A 17,699-nucleotide genomic window follows, 5' to 3' on the forward strand; every position below is an offset into this window, starting at 1 on the left:
CACGACAGAAGCGTCACCCGGCGATCTTCCTCCCTCGGAGAGCCCCACGAACAGCCCGGTAGATCCTCGGGACAAGCCCGAGGATGACGGCGCGGAGGGGCGTCCGGATTTCATCGAAATCCGCGTGGCTCGACCAATTGATCTGCGGCGCGTCCAATCAAGCGTCCGTATCCTTCCACCGCCGCACCGTCCCGAGGTCGATGTCGAAGAGGTCGAGCACCCGCCCGATCGTGTGGTCGACCATGTCCATCAGCGTTTCGGGCTTGGCATAGAAGGCCGGCACCGGGGGGGCGATGATCGCGCCCATTTCGGAGAGTTGGGTCATCGTCCGGAGATGGCCGGTGTGGAGCGGCGTTTCGCGCAGCATGAGGACGAGGCGGCGGCGCTCCTTCAGGACGACGTCGGCTGCACGGGTGAGCAGCGTCGAGGTGACGCCGCCGGAAATCTCCGACATCGAGCGGATCGAGCAGGGCGCGACGATCATGCCCATGGTCTTGAACGAGCCCGACGAGATCGAGGCCGCAATGTCCTCCTGACGCCAGGCGACGTCCGCCAACGCCCGGATCTCGGCGATCTTCATGGTCGTCTCGTAGGCGGCGGTGATTTCCGCCGAGCGCGACATGATCAGATGCGTTTCGATGGGCGTGTCTTTGAGCAGTTCGAGCAGACGAATCCCGTAGATCGTGCCGGAGGCCCCGGAAATGCCGACGATCAGCCGCTGGCGCGGTCCTGTTGCCCTGTCTGTCATCGTCCTCCCCGCGGTGCGCCGAACGACACGGGAGCATGCGGGCTCATCACGGTCCAGTGCTTTCCGGCGATGATTGTCATAGCGCGCCGTTATGGCGTCGCGCCGATCGCCTTGGTCAGATCGGACGAGACCTCGATCATGCGCTCGCGCAATTCCTCGACGAAAAGTTCGGCTGCCCGGCTGAGGGGCCGCGCCGTGTTCGACAGACAGACGAGCCGGCGGGGCACCGAAGGCACGATGGGGTGCATGCGCAACCGCCCGGTTCGCAAGGCCCGATGGACTGCGATCGGCGGCAGGATGGTGGCAAAGCCGCTGTCGGGCAGGAACTCTTCGATGGTCTTCAACTCGTCGAACTCGAAACGCGGCGCAAGCGTCGCGTCATGGGCCGAAAACGCCGCGTCGATGATCAGGCGCAGCCCATGGCGTTGCGAGGGGATGACGAGATCGCGCTCGGCCGCCTCGCGGGGATGGAGCGTCGCCGGCAGGGGCGGATGGGCGATGTCACAGATCAGCGCCAGATCCTCGTTGATGATCGGCAGCGTGTCGAACCCCCGGCCGCCCCGCGATGGCGTGTTGACGATGACGAGGTCGAGCTGGGCCGTCCGCAGCATCTCGATCAAATCCGTCGTGTAGCCGCCGGTCGCGCGCAGCGTCACCTCCGGATAGCGGCCGTGGAAGATACGGAGCGTCTCCGACAGTGCATTGTTGGCGACGGAGGAGACCGCGCCCAATGAGACGTGGCCCTTCACCGTATCGCCGCCGATCGTCAGCGCGCGCCGCGCCTGTTCCACCTCGCGCAGGATCGGCTGGAAGCGGCGATAGGCATCGTCGCCGGCATGGGTGGGCACCATGCCCTTGGGCGTCCGGTAGAACAGCTTTTGCCCGATCGATTCTTCCAGCCGCGCGAGCTGCACGCTGACGGCCGGCTGCACGATGTTGAGCCGCTCGGCGGCGCGGGTGACCGACGCCTCCTCGTACATCGCGACGAAATAGCTCATCTGCCGAAGATCCATCGCTTCCCCTCCCATAACGCAACGATATGGATGCCATCATCCCAAATTGTTGGCAATGATGCCTCGGACCGCACTAGCCTCGAAATCGGCAAGGGAGGACGCCAAGTGGATCAAACCGTCGCAGTTTCGCGAAGCGATCAGGACGGGGCGGGGAACGCCTATACCGATCTGCGCGGCTGGCTGAAGCGGCTCGAAGAGACCGGCCGTCTCGCGATTGCCAGGCCGGAAACGGCCCTGCACTTCACGCTCGCCGGCATCGCCAATCGCAACGACGGCGACCGGGCGACGATCTTTCCCAATCCTTCCGGACATTCCGGTACGGTCGTCTCGGGCCTCCTGTCCCAGCGCGCCTGGATGGCCGAGGCGCTCGGCATTGCCGAGGACGATCTGCTCGATCGCTTCCATGACGCCGAGAAGCATCCGCTCACGCCGGTCGAGATCGACGATGCGCCCTGCCAGGAAGTCGTCCACGAGAACGATTTCGATCTGGCAGACCTCCTGCCGATCCCGGTCCACAACGAGCATGACAGCGGCGCCTACATCACCGCCGGCCTGCTCATCTCCGCCAATCCGAAGACCGGCATCCAGAACGTCGCGATCCACCGGCTGCAGTTGTCCGGCCCCCGCGAACTCGGCGCCCTTCTCCTGCCGCGCCATACGCTGGCCTTCACCGACGCGGCGGAGGCGGAGGGTGCGGACCTTCCCGTCGCGATCGTCATCGGCGCGAGCCCGGCCTGCATGCTGGCGAGCCAGGCGATCGTGCCCATCGATTTCGACGAGCTCGGCATTGCCGGCGCGCTCTGCGGTGCCCCGCTGGAGGTCGTGCGCTGCAAGGGGTCGCACCTCGTGGTGCCGGCCCGTTCGGAGATCGTCATCGAAGGGCGCTTGCGTGCCGGCAAGCGGGCCCCGGAAGGGCCGTTCGGCGAATTCCCGCAATATTACGGCGAGCGGGACGACCGTCACGTCATCGAGGTCGACCGGGTGACGACCCGGCGCAAGCCGCTGTTCCACACGATCGTCGGCGGCGGGCTCGAACATCTGCTTCTCGGCGGCATTCCCCGAGAGGCGACGATCCTCGCCGCGATGCGCCGCTCCCATCCCGGCGTCGTCGACGTCCATCTCTCGCGCGGCGGCGTCTGCCGCTACCATCTCTACGTCAAGCTCAAGCGCCGCGAGGCCGGCGAGGCGAAGAACGTGATCCTCGCCGCACTCGCCGCCCATTACGACATCAAGCATGTGATCGTCGTCGACGAGGACGTCGACATCCACGATCCGACCGAGGTCGAATGGGCGGTGGCGACCCGCTTCCAGGCCGACCGCGACATGCTGGTGATCCCCGGCAGCCAGGGCTCGAAGCTCGACCCCTCGACCCAGAACGGTCTCGGCTGCAAGACCGGCTTCGACGCGACCGTCCCCGCCGGCTCACCGGAGTTCAAGTTCCGCCGCATCCGCGTGCCGGGCGAGGAGGAGATCGACCTCGAGGCCGCCCTCGATCCCACCGTGACCATCAAGGATGTGTTGTCGTGACCGACGCCGACTATAACCGCCGGGATTTCCCGGCGCGTCCGTGCCGTCGGATGGCGGCACGATCAACGCCTGGGGAGACGCCGGCGTCCGGCGTCGAGGTGGACGGGAATTTCGTCAGGCCCCACCCATCGGTCCCGGGAGACGTTCACCGCACCTGACGACCACACCCAACCGAACCGCGAAGGGAGGAGATCGCGAAATGAACATCTTCAAGAGAACGTTGGCCGCAGCCGGCGCCCTGATTCTGGCGACCACGGGAGCCATGGCCCAGGAGGGCGAGCCGGTCAGCCTGAAATTCGCCTCGTTCAACGTCGGCGGAAGCTGGTACATCTACGCCACGACGCTCGCCGACATCGCCCAGAAGGCGCTGCCTGAAGGCTCTACCGTCGAGGTTCTTCCCTATCAGGGCGGCGTCGGCAATCCGATCCTGGTCAATCGCGGCGAGGCCGATCTCGGCCTGTCCTTCTCGGCGCTGTCGAACTGGGCACGCCAGGGCATCGTCAGCTTCAAGGAGCCACATGAGGACATTCGTGCCCTCATCGGCGGCCTCAACGTGCCGCACCGTCTCGGCATCGTGGTGCGCAAGGACGCGGGGATCACCAGCCTCGACCAGGTCAAGGACAAGGCCGTGCGGCTCGTGACCGTGCAGCGCGGCGGCGCCGGCGAGGCGCTCGCGCAGATGGCGTTGGAAAGCTACGGCCTCACCTATGATGATGTCGAAAAGGCCGGTGGCCGCGTCACCAACATCGATTTGCCGGTGGCGATCCAGCAGCTGCGCGACGGCCAGGCCGACATGTTCATTCACAATATAGGCTACCGCCAGCCGGACGTGATGGAGCTCGCGCTCGGCGGCGACATCACCTTCATCCCGCTCGGCGAAGAGCAGATGAAGTCGATCTCCGAAAAATACGGCCTCCAGACCGGCCTGTCCGTGCGGGCCGGCGAGTTCGAGGGCGTCGAGGAAGCCGTTCCCTCGGTCGGCTATCCGACCGGCGTGATTGTCAATGCGAACATGTCCGACGATACGGCCTATTCGATCGTCAAGGCGGTCTGCGAGAACCAGGAAAAGGTTCGCGAGGCGCATTCGAGCCTCGCCGAGTTCGACTGCAAGACTGCGGGCGAGCCCGGCCGTAACGGTGGCGTGCCGCTGCATCCCGGCGCCGAGCGCTACTACAAGGAACAGGGCTGGATGTAATCCAGACAGCCGGGGTCTGAGGCTTTGTCCTTTCGCGTGACCTCATCCGAAAAAGTCACGCGGCTTCTCGGCATCATGCTTCAGGCCCCGGCGCCTCTTTCGTCTGGCTCCAGCGTCATCCCGCATCGAGGGCGGGATGACGCGGCCGAAAAATCTGGCGGTCATGCCCGCTGGTGTCGCGACGACCCGTCAGGCCGCATCGGGTCTGGTGCCGAGCCCCGCCGTACCATTGCTTTCCGTGATCTGATCCGAACGGGTTCGCGGCCTTTCGGCATCATTTTCCAACCACAAGCCCAGTCGCCGGAACGAAACCGATGAAGCCGTTGCAGTATGCCATACGCGGTGTGGCGATCGCGCTGACCCTGCTCCAGCTCTGGACCATCCTGGTCGAGCCGCTGCCGCTGATCCTGCACTACGTGCTGTTCCTCGCGGCGACCCTGATCCTGGTCTTCGGTGAGACCCTCGATCAGCGCACGGGTCTGCAGAGGATCATCGATCTCGCCCTGATCGCCGCGACTATCGGTTGGGCGGTCTTCATGGCCCTCAACATCGAGCGCTACGTCACCCGGATCGCCTTCGTCGACCGGCCGACCACCGGAGACGTGATCGCCGGCGTGGCGCTGATAGTCACCCTGTTCGAGGCAACGCGCCGGGCCGCCGGCTGGGGGCTCTTCGTGATCGCGCTGCTGTTCACGGCCTATGCCTTCTTCGGCAATGTCCTGCCGATCTCGATCGGCCATTCGGGCATGTCGCTGTCGCGCTTCATCGACGTGCAGGTGTTGTCCAACAACGGCATCTTCGGCATCCCGCTCGGCGCCGTCGTCAGCTATATCTTCTTCTTCATCCTGTTCGCCACCTTCCTGGAAATTTCCGGCGGCGGCCAGCTCTTCATCGATCTCGCCTTCTGGCTGACCGGCCGCACCCGCGGCGGACCGGCGAAGAGCGCCGTCATCGCGTCGGGCCTGATGGGCTCGATCAACGGCTCGGCGGTGGCGAACGTCGTCGGCACCGGCACCTTCACGATCCCGCTGATGCGCCGCTTCGGCTACAAGCCGCCTTTTGCGGCGGCCGTGGAAGCGGCATCCTCCACCGGCGGCCAGTTGATGCCGCCGATCATGGGGGCTGCCGCCTTCGTCATGGTGGAGCTCACCGGGCTCGACTATGTCACGATCCTTCTCGGCGCGGCGGTTCCCGCTCTCCTCTACTACCTCGCCATTCTCTTCGCGGTCGATCTGACGGCCAAGCGTGACGGCCTGCGCGGCCTCAAGGGCGACGAGATGCCGGATGTGAAGACCGGCCTTTGGAAGCGCCTGCATCTGCTCCTGCCGCTGGTCATCCTCGTCTACATGATGATCGACGGCTCCTCGCTCGCCATGGCCGCGATCTATGCGCTGGCGGCGACGGTCGCCGTCTCGATGATCACCAGGGAAACCCGGCTGACCTTCTGGAAGGTGGTCGAGGGCTTCGAGAAATCGGCCATGTCGATCCTGATCGTCGCCGTGCCCTGCGCCATGGCGGGGCTGATCATCGGCGTGATCGTCCAGACCGGCATCGGGCTCAAATTCACCGGCTTCATCCTGGCGCTCTCCGAGGGCAGCCTGCTTCTCTCCCTCATCGCCGTCATGGTGGCCTGCATCATCCTCGGCATGGGCATGCCGACGGTCTCGGCCTACATCATGGTCGCGATCCTGATGGCGCCGGCACTGACCCAGCTCGATCTCTATATCCTGTCGGTCCACCTCTTCATCTTCTACTTCGCACTTCTCTCCTTCGTGACGCCGCCGGTGGCGCTGGCCTCCTACGCGGCGGCCGCGCTCGCCCAGACCAATTCGACGACGACCGGCTGGCAAGCCTTCAAGCTGACGCTGCCGGGCTTCCTCATTCCCTTCGCCTTCGCCTACAACCCGGCGCTGGTGATGAACGGCGAGTGGTGGGAGGTGATCTGGGTCACGGCCACCTGCGCCTACGGCATCTTCGGCATCGCCGGAGCCTTCGTCGGTACGCATTTCCGCCGCTCCACCACGATCGAGCGGGCGGTTGCCCTGGTCGCCGCCATCCTTCTGATCTCGCCCGAAGGGATCACCGACATCATCGGCGCCGTGCTGATGACCGGAATGCTCGCCTGGCAGCTGCAGCGGCCGAACGATGACGCCGAAGCGTCGGCCAAGACCGGCCCGCAGCCCGCCGAGACCCGTGAACCGTCCGTCCAGGAGATCCCCCGCCATGCCGGCTGACCTGCTCGCCCAAATCCGGATCGGCCGCCGCATCGTCGACACGGCGGCGACCCACCCCTCGATCAATCCGGCGACCGGGGAAACCCTGGGAGCCATCGCCGACGCCGGCGTCGAAAAGGCCGAGATGGCGATCGAGGCCGCGCGCCACTGCTTCGACCATTCCTTGTGGGCGCAGTCGCCGCGCCTGCGTCAGGACATCCTGCTCGCCTGGGCGAGCGGGCTCGAAGCCATCACCGAAGAGGCCGCGCGCTGGCTGACGCTGACCAACGGCAAGCCGCTCGCCGCCGCCAGGGGCGAGATCGCCGCTTCCGTCAGCGAGATCCGCTATTATGCGGGGCTCGCCCGCCACAATCCCGGCCATGCGATGGAGGTGGCGCCCGGCGAAGTCTCGGTCATGCTGCGCGAACCGGCGGGCGTCGCCGGCATCATCGTGCCCTGGAACGCGCCCGCGGTGCTCCTGATCCGCTCGCTCGCGCCGGCGATCGCGGCGGGCTGCACGTCGGTCATCAAACCCGCGCCGCAGACGGCCGCCTTCACCGATGTCTGCCTGCGCCCGCTTCTGGAACTGCCGCAATTGCCGGATGGGGCGATCTCGGTCCTGCCGGAAGCGGGTCACGCGGTCTCTCAGGCTCTCGTCACGAGCCCGGCGGTCGACGTCATCTCCTTCACCGGCTCCAACGCGGTCGGCCAGTCGATCATGGCCGCCGCCGCTCCCACCATGAAGAAGCTGTCGCTCGAACTTGGGGGAAAAAGTTGCTGCATCGTATTGGAGGATGCCGACGTTGCCGCGATCGCGCCTAAACTGGCGGCGGCCGCGACCATCATTTCCGGCCAGCAATGCACGGCCGCCCGGCGCATCCTCGTCCATGAAAGCCGGTTTGAGGAGACGAAGGCGGCGCTCGCCGCCGCGCTCGAGGCAACGAAGATCGGCGACGGCCTCGATGCTGGAACCCAGATGGGCCCGCTGATCAGCGCCGCCGCACGCGATGCCGTCAAGACGCGAATTGAGGAAGTCTTCGACACGGCGGACGAGGTGGTGCTTCGCCATTCCGTCCCCGCCGACGGGCCTGCGGGTTCGGCCTTTCTGACGCCCTCGCTCGTCGCCCATCACGATCCGAAGGCCGATTTCTGTCAGGAGGAGATCTTCGGCCCGATGCTGGTCATCGAGCCTTTCTCAAACGAAGTCGAAGCCGTCGCCAAGGCGAACGACACGGTCTACGGTCTGTCCGCCTCGGTCTGGACCAATCGCGGCGACGCCGCCTGGCGGATCGCCCGGGCGTTGCGCGACGGTACGGTCTGGATCAACGACCACAACAAGCTCTTCGCCGAAGCCGAAACCGGCGGCTATCGCCGCTCCGGCCTCGGCCGCCTCCACGGCTTCGACGCGCTGCTCGACTTCTGCGAACTCAAGCACGTCTACCAGAATGTCGGCGTTGTCGGGATGTGATCCTGCGGCGCGTCGCCGGTCTGCGGCGGCGCGCCCTTCGGATTCAGTGGGCGCCACCCGTCGACGTGGCTTCCTTGCGAGCGCCGGCCGTCGGCCACTCGACGAGGGCCGAGATTGCGGCGCCGGCGAGAAGCGCCCAGAACGGCGCGCTGATGCCGAGGATCGAAATGTTCGACATGGCGACGATCAGGGCGACGAAGGCGCCGATCTGGTAGCCGGCGGACTTCGAGAAGGCCGACTGGAAGGCCATGACCAGAACGTTGATCATCGCAAGCCCCGCAACCGCGCCGATGAGCGGGCCGGGCAGCATCAGGATCAGCGGCACGACCGCGCCGGCGAAGACGCCGAACGCCGCAAAGAGGATGCCGTTGACGACCGTCGCGCCATAGCGCCCCTGTCTGTCCTCGCCCGCCTGATCGGAGGAGCAGATCGCCGTCATCGGCCCTGCGATGTTGGCGTTGTGCCCACCGAGGAAACCCGCGAGGATTCCCCCGATCCCGGAAATGATCGTCATGGCGTTGACGGGCGCGCGATAGCCTTCGGCGAGGAGAACGCCGGTCGCCTGCGCGTTCTCGGCGCCGACGACGAGGATCGCCAGCGGAACGGCGATGGCCAGGAACGCATCGATGGTGAAGGTCGGTGCCGTGAATTCCGGCATGACGAAGCTGATCCCGGCTTCGCCCGTTCCGAAGGAGCCTGTCAGTGCCACCGCGACGAGGCCGACCACGAGGGCGGAGAGCACCGGCGGAATCACTTTCACGAAGCGCATGGACAGGAAGAACGCGATCGTCGCCGCGCCCACCACGATCGGCAGCTTGCCGACCGCATCGACCGCGCCGATACCGAAACGAATCAACGCGCCGGCGATCATCGCCATGACGATCGGCATCGGAAGCCAGCGCATCACCTTGCCGATGAGACCGGTGACGCCGAGGATGAGGACGAGCACGCCCGCCATGATGAAGGCACCGACCGCCTGGTCGAAGGAGAAGGTCGCGAGCGAACCGGCGACGAGGGCCGCGCCGGGGATGGAATAGGCGCCGGTGATCGGCATCTTGTAGTTCAGCGCCATGATGAAGCTGATCAGGCCGCCGAGTCCGTAGATCGCCAGGAGCCAGGCCACGGTCTGGCCGTTGCTCAGATTGCCGGTATCGGCAGCGCCGATGACGATCAGCGCCGGTCCGGAGCATCCGAAGATCGCCGCGACGAGCCCGGCGCTCATCGTCTTCGGATTGACGTTTGCCGGCAGGTCGCGAAAGCCCGCGCCAATTCCCGGCCCGGGCTCCACGAAGCCGCGTTTCGTCCTGTCCACTTTTATCCTCCCTTTCATGGAGGGGCCGTCCGGCCCTCCGCCGGACGATGCCCCTCGTCGATGCGGCTCAGCGGCCGGTGAAGTTGGGCTTGCGCTTTTCGTGGAAGGCTTCGACGCCTTCCTTGAAGTCTTCCGACTGGCGCAGGCGGCTGTAGTTGAGCCCTTCGAGCTCGATCGCCGTCGTCAGGAAGGCGTCGTCGGTCTCGTTCAGCATCTTCTTCGCCGTGCGCTGGGCCATCGGCGAGAACTCCAGGAGCTCGTCCACCAGCGCGTCGACGGTTTTCTCGAGATCGGCGTCGGCGACGCATTCCGTGGCGATGCCCCAGGCTTCGGCCGTCTTGCCCGGAATGCGCTTGGAGCGCATGACGATGTCCTTCGTCCGGGTGACGCCGACGATCTTCTGGAGCCGCGCCGAACCGCCGGAGCCGGGGATCTGGCCGAGCTTCTGCTCGGGCAGGGCGTAGCGGCAGGTCTCGGACACGATGCGGAAGTCGCAGGCGAGAGAGATTTCGAAGCCGACGCCGAAGGTGTAGCCGCGATTGGCGGCGATCACCGGCTTCGAGCAGCGGGCGGGTGCGGCGATGTTCCAGGCGAGCTTGGAGACGTGCTCGGGGCTTGCTTCCATGAAGCCCTTGATGTTGCCGCCCGACGAGAAGTGCTCGCCCTCGCCGGCGAGCACGATGATGCGGACGCGATCGTCCTCGTCCAGCGTCTCGAAGACGAGGCGAAGCTGGTCGCGCTGGCCCATCGAGACGACGTTGTAGGGCGGGCGCGACAGGATCACGTCGGCGCGCTGCTTGGCCGGATCGATCGTCACCTTGAAGCCGTCGAGCGTAGCAAGCCGCGGGTCGGTGAAGGAATAGGGTTCGCTCATGGTGGGTCCTCGGATGGTTCAGGAGTGTTGGGCGTCGTTGCCCGAAGGCGCGGTCTTTTCCGCCTCGAAGTCGCCGGAAACGAGCATGCGGCGCAGCAGCTTTCCGACCGGCGATTTCGGGATCTGGTCGACGAACACGTAAGCGCGCGGGCGACGGAAATTGGCGAGACCGGAGGTCTTGCAATGGGCGTCGAGATCGGCCTCGGCGACGAGCCGAGAGCGCTTGACGAAGGCGGTGACCACCTTGCCCCAGCGCTCGTCGGGAAGCCCGACGACGGCCACTTCCTCCACGGCCGGATGGAGCGACAGGCAGCTCTCCACTTCGACCGGCGAGACGTTTTCCCCGCCGGTGATGATCATGTCGTCGGCACGGCCGGTGACGAAGAGATCGCCGTCCTCGTCGAAATAGCCGGTGTCGCCGGTGAAGTACCAGCCGTCCCGGAGCGACTTGGCGGTGGCTTCCGGGCGCTTCCAATAGCCCTCGAACGCCTCGTCACCTTTCAGCGACGCGACGATCTCGCCCTCTTCGCCGGGCTTTGCACGGGTCTCGGCGTCATTGGCGCCGAGCGGCACCACGCGGATCATCTGGTTGAGGCCGGAGCGTCCCGCAGAACCCGGCTTCAGCGGCGCCTTCTGGTCGATCGTGCAGGTATAGACCTCCGACGAGCCGTAGTGATTGACGAAGAGCTCCGGCTGGAACGCCTCGTTCAGCTTCTTCATCAGCCCGTCGGTCATCGAGGCGCCGGCAAAGCCGAGCTTCGTCACCGAGGCGACGCGCTCCTTCGAGAAGGCCTTGTGATGCAGGATGTCGTGATAGAGCGTCGGCACGAGATAGAGGTTGGTGACCTTCTTCGTCTCGATCGCCCTCAGCGCGCCCTCGACATCGAAGCGCCGCAGGCAGACGAAGGCGCCCCCGATCAGCGAGGTGGCGAGCAGCGAGCGGACGCCCATCGTGTGATAGAGCGGCATGACGCCGAGCGTGCGCTCGCCATGCCGGTAGAGGTTCTGGGCGACATGGGCGATGGCGGCGGCGCGCTCGGCCCGGTGGCGGCGCGGCACGCCCTTCGGCCGTGACGTCGTGCCGGAGGTGTAGAGCATCAGCGACCAGTCGTCGGCCGAGGCTTGCGGGGTCGCGTCGGCGGCCTTGGCGGCCAGCATGTCGTTCAGGGAATGAGCGCCGCCTTCAGCGTCGCCCGCGATCACGCGCGGAAGGTTCTGCGCTTTTCCAGACTCTGCCACGGCCTCGGCGGAGACATCCTGATAGAACAGCGCCTTGGCCTCCGAGTCCGCCAGCGCGTAGTCGATCTCGTCGGGTTTCGCCCGCCAGTTGATCGGCGTGATGACGATGCCGGCGAGCTGGCAGGCCCAATGGAGGGAGGCGTTCTCCCAGCGGTTCTGCATGACGGTCACGACGTGGTCGCCTTGCTTCAGACCCATCGCATCGAGGCCGTCGACGAGGGCCGAGATCTTTGCGAACCATTCGCCATAGGTGAGGTCCAGATCGCCGTCGGAGATCGCCAGCGCGTTCGGATCGCGCTCGACGCTGGCGAGAAGGCTGGTGCCGAGATCAAGCATTTTCGGGGGTCTCCTCCTTCATGCGTGCTTGCGCCGCGAGCGCCGCCTTGACGATCGGCGCGTAGCCGGTGCACCGGCAGAGATGGCCGGACAGATGTTCGCGGATCGCCTCCTCCGAGGCGTCGGGCTCGCGCGTCAGCAGCGCGTCGAGGCTCATCAGGATGCCGGCGGTGCAGAAGCCGCATTGGAGCGCGAAGTGCTCGCGAAACGCCGCCTGAAGGGGCGACAGCTCGCCGGCGGCGGGCTCCAGCCCCTCGACCGTGCGGATGTCCGCGCCCTCGGCCTGGGCCGCCAGCATCAGGCAGGCGCGCACCGGCTCGCCGTCGAGCTGCACCGTGCACGCCCCGCAGACACCGTGCTCGCAGCCGACATGGGTGCCGGTCGCGCCGACGACATGGCGCAGGACGTCGGTCAGGAGCATCCGCCCCTCGGCCTCGGCCGTGACCTCGCGCCCGTTCAGGCGGAAGGTGATCGCATGCCGCCTCTCGCGGTTCAGCTTCGGCATTGTATGGCCTCCTCGACGGTCCGGCGCCCGAGCTTGCGGACGAGGTCGCGGCGATAGCGGGCGCTGGCGTGCAGGTCGTCGCGGGCGTTCAGCGCCCAGGCGAATTCGTTGAGTGCGTCGTCGAAACCGTCATCGGACGGGGAGGGGAGTTCGGTCACCTGGGGCGTATCGGCGACGCCGCCGATGGCGAGGCGGTTCCTGCCGTCCGGCCTAGCGATCGCGGCGCAGGCGACGATGGCGAAATCCCCATGCCGCCGCGCGACCTCGTGAAAGGCGGTGCCGGTTCCCATGGCGTGAACGGGAAAGGAGACGGCTTCGATCATCTCGCCGGGCGCGACCGCCGTTGCCATCATGCCCATGAAGAAATCGCTCGCCGGAAGAACCCGCGCCTTTCGGCGGCTCCTGAGATGCACTCGGCCTTGCAGCGCCAAAAGCGCCAGCGGCAGTTCGGCGCTCGGATCGGCATGGGCGAGCGAGCCGCAGATCGTGCCCCGCGCCCGGGTCTGGGCATGACCGACCCAGGGCATCATCGCATTCACAAGAGGCAGAAGCTTTGCCAGCGGCGCCCAGCGTTCGAGCTCGACCTGACGCACGCCGGCGCCGATGACGATCGATCCCTTGCGCTCCTCGATCCGCTTCAGCTCGGCGAGCCGGGTGATGTCGACCAGCACAGAAGGCCGCGCGAGGCGCATGTTGAGCATCGGCACGAGCGACTGGCCGCCGGCGATCACCCGGGCCTCGTCGCCCGCTTGAGAGAGCGCGTCGAGCGCCTCGTCCAGGGTTTCGGCGCGCACATAGTCGAACGGAGCCGGCTTCATCGGCCACCCCCGATCAGGTCCTTGATCCGTCCGAACCACCCAACTCCCGGCACTTTGCCCCCTCCGGCATGGTTGGCGAGCGCCTTGAAGAACTGGCCGATCACCACGCGTGCCGCCCCATCGAGCAGCCGCCCGCCGACCGAGGCGACCTTGCCGCCGATCGCGGCCTCGTAGGAATAGGCGATCCGGGTCCTGCCGCTTCCCAGATCCTCGAGCGTGATCCGCCCCGAGCCTTCGCCGAAGCCGAGCGCCCCGACCGTCCTGCCGGTGAGCGTGACGGCGTTCGGCTCGTCGAGATCGGAAAGCGCGATGTCTGCCTTGTAACGGCCCTTCACCGGGCCGACGCCCAGCGTCACGTCCGCCTTGAACTGGGTTTCCGACACCTTCTCGACGCCGTGGGAGCCCGGAATGATCGCATCGAGCGTCGCCGGGTCGAGCAGCATGCGCCACACGTCTTCCCGCGACGCCGCGACATCCGCCGCGCCTTCACCGGTCAGCTTGCGCTGGCCGCCGGGTGACAATTCCTCCGCAGGCTTCGGCGTCATCTTCGGCTGCGGTTCCTCGCTCTCATCGAGACGAGCGAGCAGGCCGGCGATGCTGCTCGGCGACAGCGGCAGGGTCAGATCGTCGGCGCCGATGGCGTCGGCGACGGCATTGGCGATGCAGACGGGCGTCGACATGCAATTGCCCTCGCCCACGCCCTTGGCGCCGAGCGGTGTGAAGGGCGACGGGCTCTCATGATGGAGGATCACCGGCTCCGGCACCTCCATCACGGTCGGGATCAGATAGTCGGCAAGCGTGCCCGACTGGAAGCTGCCATCGGCACCGTAGGCGTATTCCTCCAGCAGTGCGGCCCCCAGCGCATGGGCGAACCCGCCGCGCACCTGGCCCTCGACCATCGCCGGATGCAGGATCGTGCCGCAGTCGTGCATCGTCACGTAGCGGTCGATCCGGGTCTCGCCGGTCGCGGGGTCGATCTCCACCCCGCAGAAATCGAAGATGAAGCCGTGGCAGAGCGAAGAGTTCACCTCATCCTCGCGGGTCGGCGCCTGGAGTTCGTCCGGCGTCCAGAACACCGTCTCGCGGATCGTCTGGTCGACCGAGCCGGGCAGCGTGCCGGGCGCCCAATGGGCCGCCGCCGCCACGCGGGCAAAGGAGACGGAGTTGTCCGGATTGGTGCGCGACAAGGCACGGCCCTTGGCGAAGTCGACGTCGTCGGTCTTGACGTTCAACTGAGCGGCGGCGATCTCGGCGAGCTTCACGCGCAGCCGGTCGGCTGCAAGCTTCGCTGCTCCCGCAACGGCCGGTGCGAAGCGGCTCGAATAATTGCCCGACGCGATCGACCAGGCGTCGCGGGACGTATCTACATCGGCGAGGACGGAGATCGTCTTCGGATCGAGGCCGAGAGCGTCGGCGACGACCTGCGACAGCACCGTGCGATGGCCCTGGCCCTGGGGCACCGAGGCGACCTTGACCGAGACCGCGCCGAGCGGATCGATGGCGACGGTCGCGGTCGCCTGCGCGCCGTTCTTCGGACCGGCCTTTTCGCGCTGCTCGGGCGACAGGACCGTGGTGATGTAGCCCATATTGGAGACGGAGGGCTCGACCACGGCGGCCATGCCGATACCGTAGAGCCGGCCTTCGGCGCGCGCCGCATCCCGCCTCTGCTTCAACTCGTCGAGCCCGCCCTCTTCGACCGCCCGGTCGAGCGCCGTTTGGTAGTCCCCGGAGTCGAGCAGCGCGCCGCTTATGGTGCGATAGGGAAAGGCGTCGGCGGGGACGAGATTGCGCCGGATGACGGCGAGCGGATCGAGGCCGAGATCCCTGGCGACCCGCTGCATCAGCCGTTCGAGCGCGAAATAGATTTGCGGGCCGCCGAAGCCGCGATTGAGCCCGGTCGGCGTCTTGTTGGTGAGGACCACGCGGTTGCGGATCGACAGATTCTCGATCGCGTAGGCGCCGGTCATGTTGCCATGCATGCGATAGAGCGTCGCCGGCTCGGGCGCGCGCAGATGCGCGCCGCAATCCTCGATCTGGTCCCAGGCAAGCGCGGTGATCCGCCCATCCGGTTCGACGGCCGCTTCCAGCGTCGTCACCCGGTTCGTTGCCGAGACGGAGGCGGCGAGATGTTCGAGCCGATCCTCGATCCACTTGACCGGGCGACCGGCGATCCGCGCTGCCACCCCCATCAGGATCATGTAGGGAAAGACGCCCTGCTTGATGCCGTAGCTGCCGCCGGAAGACGGCGGCGTCTTCAGCCGCATCCGGTTGCCGGGCACGTTCAGTGCGCGGGCGACCACCGCATGGATCGAGAACGGACCCTGGAAATTGGCGAGGATGTCATAGGCGTCCTCGCCCGGATCATAGCTCGCGACGACGCCGTAGGTTTCGATCGGCGTGCAGGAATTGCGCGGATAGGTGACCTCGACTTTCACCCGCCGCGGGGCCGAGGCGAAGGCCGCATCCGGATCGCCGTAGGAGAAGGAGCGCTCGTTGATCAGGTTCGAGCCGAGCGACGGATGCAGAACCAGCGCGTCGCTCTTCAGCGCCGCAACCGGTTCCACAGCCGCCGGGAGAACTTCATAATCGACCGCGACCTTTTCGGCCGCGTCCTCGGCGAGATAGCGGTTCGCCGCGACGACGATCGCCACCGGCTCGCCGACATAGCGCACCCGGTCCGTCGCGACCGGCCAGCATTCGACGTCGGCCTTGACGCCGACGGTCATCGAGCGCGTCAGGCGCATGACGTCCTCGCCGGTGACGACGGCGGCAACGCCCTTGGCGTTCAGGGCCTCGGTCACGTCGATCGATCGGATCACCGCATGGCCATGGGGCGAGCGCACGATCGCGGCTTCGAGGGTGCCGGTCCGCGTCGCGAGATCGTCGATGAATTGTCCCCGGCCGGTCACCAGCGCGGCATCCTCGACACGCGCGAGCGAACGTCCGACCCAGCGGTCGGCGGTCGGATTGATCGTCATTGAGCCTCCCTGACGCCGCATTGGGCGCCGTTTGCGGGAGATTAGACGCGCACGCTCATGGCCGGCGATCCCGAGGAGTCGCGCGGCTTACCGAGGAGTCTCAAAATCGGTCGCGGGTGAGGGCGGAGACCGTCCGGAACGTGGTCGGCGACGAGCCGACGTGATCGTGGAAGAATCGCGAGAAATGCGCCGGCGCCGAGAATCCGAGGCCGTCGGAAACGGTGGCGAAGGATGCGGTCCCTTCCGCCACCGCCGCGACGGCCCGCTCCATACGCACGACGTTCAGATAGATGCGGGGGCTGACGTTCAGCGAGGCCTCGAACAGGCGAAAGAAATGCGCCCGCGACAGGCCGACGTCGCTGGCGAGCCTGTCGATGTCGGTGACTGCGCCGGGGTCGGCCCGCATCGTCTTCGTTGCCTTGCGGATACGATGATCGACGGCCGAAGCGGCTGCAAGCCGGAGCGAGGCCGGCGTATCGCGCCAGGCGGCGAAGCGTTCGATCACCGCGATCATCAACCCGGCCAGGAGCCGCTCGTGCTCAGCCTCGTTGCCCGGATCGCGGACCATCGCCTCGGCGAGTATCCGCGAAAGCGATCGAATCCGCGGGTTCGTCGCGCCGACGGGATCGGGAAAGAAATCCGGCGCGCCGCTCGCCTTCCAGTTCGGTCGGAACTCGCCGAGCCAGCTCGGCTCGATGTAAAGCGCCAGGATGACGGTCGCCGGCTGCCCTTCGAAATGGGCATAGGCGTGGGGCTCCCAGGCATTGATCAGAACGGCGCTCTCATCGGTCAGCGGCACGACGCGCTCGGCGACGGAAAACTGCGTGTCGGCCCCCTCGACCTTCAGGAGCACATGGCAATGGGGATGGGCGTGGCGCACGAGCGGGCGATCCATGTCGAGCAGCGCGACACGGCCGAAGCTTCCTCTCGCAAGTCGCAGCGCATTCGACATTCGCCATCGATATCACAGCCTTGGTGCGAAAGCATTATGGATGGTGGGCCGACGGAACACCGGAGCTTGGGAACGAGCCGAGACGAATCGTCCCGTCACGCCGCTTTCCGCCGCAGGGCCCGTCCCCACCATGGGCATCGCGCCTCGCGCGAAGCCTACCCCGCCAGCGGCAAGTGATCGATCGTCCGGGAAATCGGGAAGCATTGCCAGAAGAATGGTACGCCCAACGGGACTCGAACCCGTGTTTCCGCCGTGAAAGGGCGGCGTCCTAGACCGCTAGACGATGGGCGCGGCGAGGGGCTGTATACGGATGATTTCGGCGCTTCGCAAGCGACCCCGGCGGATTTTCCCCGGCCGGGGTCCGACCGCCCAACCGAGGCTCGGCTCGATCGCCATCCGGCCGGCGCGAGCGTCGGTTCCGGCCGAGGATTTGCCGGCGCTGCAGCGGGACGGCGAGATCGATCGGCGTCCGGGCGCGCCACCCTCGGGGCTGCCCGTCACCGGACGTTCTCCGCCCCGGC

13 protein-coding genes and 1 tRNA gene are annotated in these 17,699 nt (G+C 66.7%); 4 read left to right on the top strand and 10 right to left on the bottom strand.

Going from position 1 to position 17,699, the window contains the following annotated elements:
- Positions 1-157 precede the first annotated feature (157 nt).
- Positions 158-748 carry a UbiX family flavin prenyltransferase gene (locus tag LZD57_RS05970; protein ID WP_233718476.1) on the bottom strand — a complete coding sequence of 197 codons (591 nt, stop codon included), beginning with the start codon at positions 746-748 and terminating at the stop codon, positions 158-160.
- 89 nt (positions 749-837) lie between these two features.
- Positions 838-1,746, bottom strand: coding sequence for a LysR family transcriptional regulator (locus LZD57_RS05975; protein WP_233718478.1), 909 nt, complete (start codon positions 1,744-1,746; stop codon positions 838-840).
- Between the two features lie 120 nt (positions 1,747-1,866).
- On the opposite strand from LZD57_RS05975, the gene LZD57_RS05980 reads away from it, so the two are divergent.
- From LZD57_RS05980 to LZD57_RS05995, 4 genes are all read left to right on the top strand, one after another.
- Complete coding sequence (locus LZD57_RS05980; protein ID WP_233718479.1) at positions 1,867-3,288, top strand: UbiD family decarboxylase; 1,422 nt, start codon at positions 1,867-1,869, stop codon at positions 3,286-3,288.
- A 199-nt stretch (positions 3,289-3,487) separates the two neighbouring features.
- Positions 3,488-4,483 (top strand): TAXI family TRAP transporter solute-binding subunit, encoded by a 996-nt coding sequence (locus tag LZD57_RS05985; RefSeq protein ID WP_233718480.1) that lies wholly within the window; start codon positions 3,488-3,490, stop codon positions 4,481-4,483.
- A 314-nt stretch (positions 4,484-4,797) separates the two neighbouring features.
- Positions 4,798-6,717 carry a TRAP transporter permease gene (locus LZD57_RS05990; protein WP_233718482.1) on the top strand — a complete coding sequence of 640 codons (1,920 nt, stop codon included), beginning with the start codon at positions 4,798-4,800 and terminating at the stop codon, positions 6,715-6,717.
- Positions 6,707-8,164 carry an aldehyde dehydrogenase family protein gene (locus LZD57_RS05995; protein ID WP_233718484.1) on the top strand — a complete coding sequence of 486 codons (1,458 nt, stop codon included), beginning with the start codon at positions 6,707-6,709 and terminating at the stop codon, positions 8,162-8,164. The genes LZD57_RS05990 and LZD57_RS05995 overlap by 11 nt, the downstream gene beginning before the upstream one ends.
- A gap of 43 nt (positions 8,165-8,207) precedes the next feature.
- On the opposite strand, the gene LZD57_RS06000 is transcribed toward LZD57_RS05995, so the two are convergent.
- The 8 genes from LZD57_RS06000 to LZD57_RS06035 all read right to left on the bottom strand — a co-directional run bounded on the left by LZD57_RS06000 (position 8,208) and on the right by LZD57_RS06035 (position 17,469).
- Positions 8,208-9,476, bottom strand: coding sequence for a benzoate/H(+) symporter BenE family transporter (locus LZD57_RS06000; protein ID WP_233718486.1), 1,269 nt, complete (start codon positions 9,474-9,476; stop codon positions 8,208-8,210).
- 67 nt (positions 9,477-9,543) lie between these two features.
- A complete protein-coding gene (locus LZD57_RS06005) occupies positions 9,544-10,350 on the bottom strand; it encodes an enoyl-CoA hydratase/isomerase family protein (protein WP_233718488.1) in 807 nt (268 codons plus the stop codon).
- An 18-nt stretch (positions 10,351-10,368) separates the two neighbouring features.
- A complete protein-coding gene (locus tag LZD57_RS06010) occupies positions 10,369-11,925 on the bottom strand; it encodes an AMP-binding protein (protein ID WP_233718490.1) in 1,557 nt (518 codons plus the stop codon).
- Entirely contained in the window at positions 11,918-12,430 is a 513-nt protein-coding gene (locus tag LZD57_RS06015; protein ID WP_233718492.1) for a (2Fe-2S)-binding protein, read from the bottom strand. Before LZD57_RS06015 ends, LZD57_RS06010 begins: the two co-directional genes overlap by 8 nt.
- Positions 12,418-13,248, bottom strand: coding sequence for an FAD binding domain-containing protein (locus LZD57_RS06020; protein ID WP_233718493.1), 831 nt, complete (start codon positions 13,246-13,248; stop codon positions 12,418-12,420). The genes LZD57_RS06015 and LZD57_RS06020 overlap by 13 nt, the downstream gene beginning before the upstream one ends.
- A complete protein-coding gene (locus tag LZD57_RS06025; RefSeq protein WP_233718494.1) occupies positions 13,245-16,226 on the bottom strand; it encodes a xanthine dehydrogenase family protein molybdopterin-binding subunit in 2,982 nt (993 codons plus the stop codon). The genes LZD57_RS06020 and LZD57_RS06025 overlap by 4 nt, the downstream gene beginning before the upstream one ends.
- A gap of 100 nt (positions 16,227-16,326) precedes the next feature.
- Entirely contained in the window at positions 16,327-17,178 is an 852-nt protein-coding gene (locus LZD57_RS06030; RefSeq protein WP_233718496.1) for a helix-turn-helix transcriptional regulator, read from the bottom strand.
- 215 nt (positions 17,179-17,393) lie between these two features.
- Positions 17,394-17,469 (bottom strand) — tRNA-Glu (locus tag LZD57_RS06035).
- Positions 17,470-17,699 lie beyond the last annotated feature (230 nt).

Origin of the sequence: Jiella avicenniae (genome assembly GCF_021390325.1) — a bacterium.
GTDB classification, from domain to species: Bacteria; Pseudomonadota; Alphaproteobacteria; order Rhizobiales; family Rhizobiaceae; genus Jiella; species Jiella avicenniae.

Excerpts from the sequence above, each read along its gene's own strand:
- LZD57_RS05970 (WP_233718476.1), bottom strand. The coding sequence starts at position 748 with ATGACAGACAGGGCAACAGGACCGCGCCAGCGGCTGATCGTCGGCATT.
- LZD57_RS05975 (WP_233718478.1), bottom strand. The coding sequence starts at position 1,746 with ATGAGCTATTTCGTCGCGATGTACGAGGAGGCGTCGGTCACCCGCGCC.
- LZD57_RS05985 (WP_233718480.1), top strand. The coding sequence starts at position 3,488 with ATGAACATCTTCAAGAGAACGTTGGCCGCAGCCGGCGCCCTGATTCTG.
- LZD57_RS05990 (WP_233718482.1), top strand. The coding sequence starts at position 4,798 with ATGAAGCCGTTGCAGTATGCCATACGCGGTGTGGCGATCGCGCTGACC.
- LZD57_RS05995 (WP_233718484.1), top strand. The coding sequence starts at position 6,707 with ATGCCGGCTGACCTGCTCGCCCAAATCCGGATCGGCCGCCGCATCGTC.
- LZD57_RS06005 (WP_233718488.1), bottom strand. The coding sequence starts at position 10,350 with ATGAGCGAACCCTATTCCTTCACCGACCCGCGGCTTGCTACGCTCGAC.
- LZD57_RS06010 (WP_233718490.1), bottom strand. The coding sequence starts at position 11,925 with ATGCTTGATCTCGGCACCAGCCTTCTCGCCAGCGTCGAGCGCGATCCG.
- LZD57_RS06015 (WP_233718492.1), bottom strand. The coding sequence starts at position 12,430 with ATGCCGAAGCTGAACCGCGAGAGGCGGCATGCGATCACCTTCCGCCTG.
- LZD57_RS06020 (WP_233718493.1), bottom strand. The coding sequence starts at position 13,248 with ATGAAGCCGGCTCCGTTCGACTATGTGCGCGCCGAAACCCTGGACGAG.
- LZD57_RS06025 (WP_233718494.1), bottom strand. The coding sequence starts at position 16,226 with ATGACGATCAATCCGACCGCCGACCGCTGGGTCGGACGTTCGCTCGCG.
- LZD57_RS06030 (WP_233718496.1), bottom strand. The coding sequence starts at position 17,178 with ATGTCGAATGCGCTGCGACTTGCGAGAGGAAGCTTCGGCCGTGTCGCG.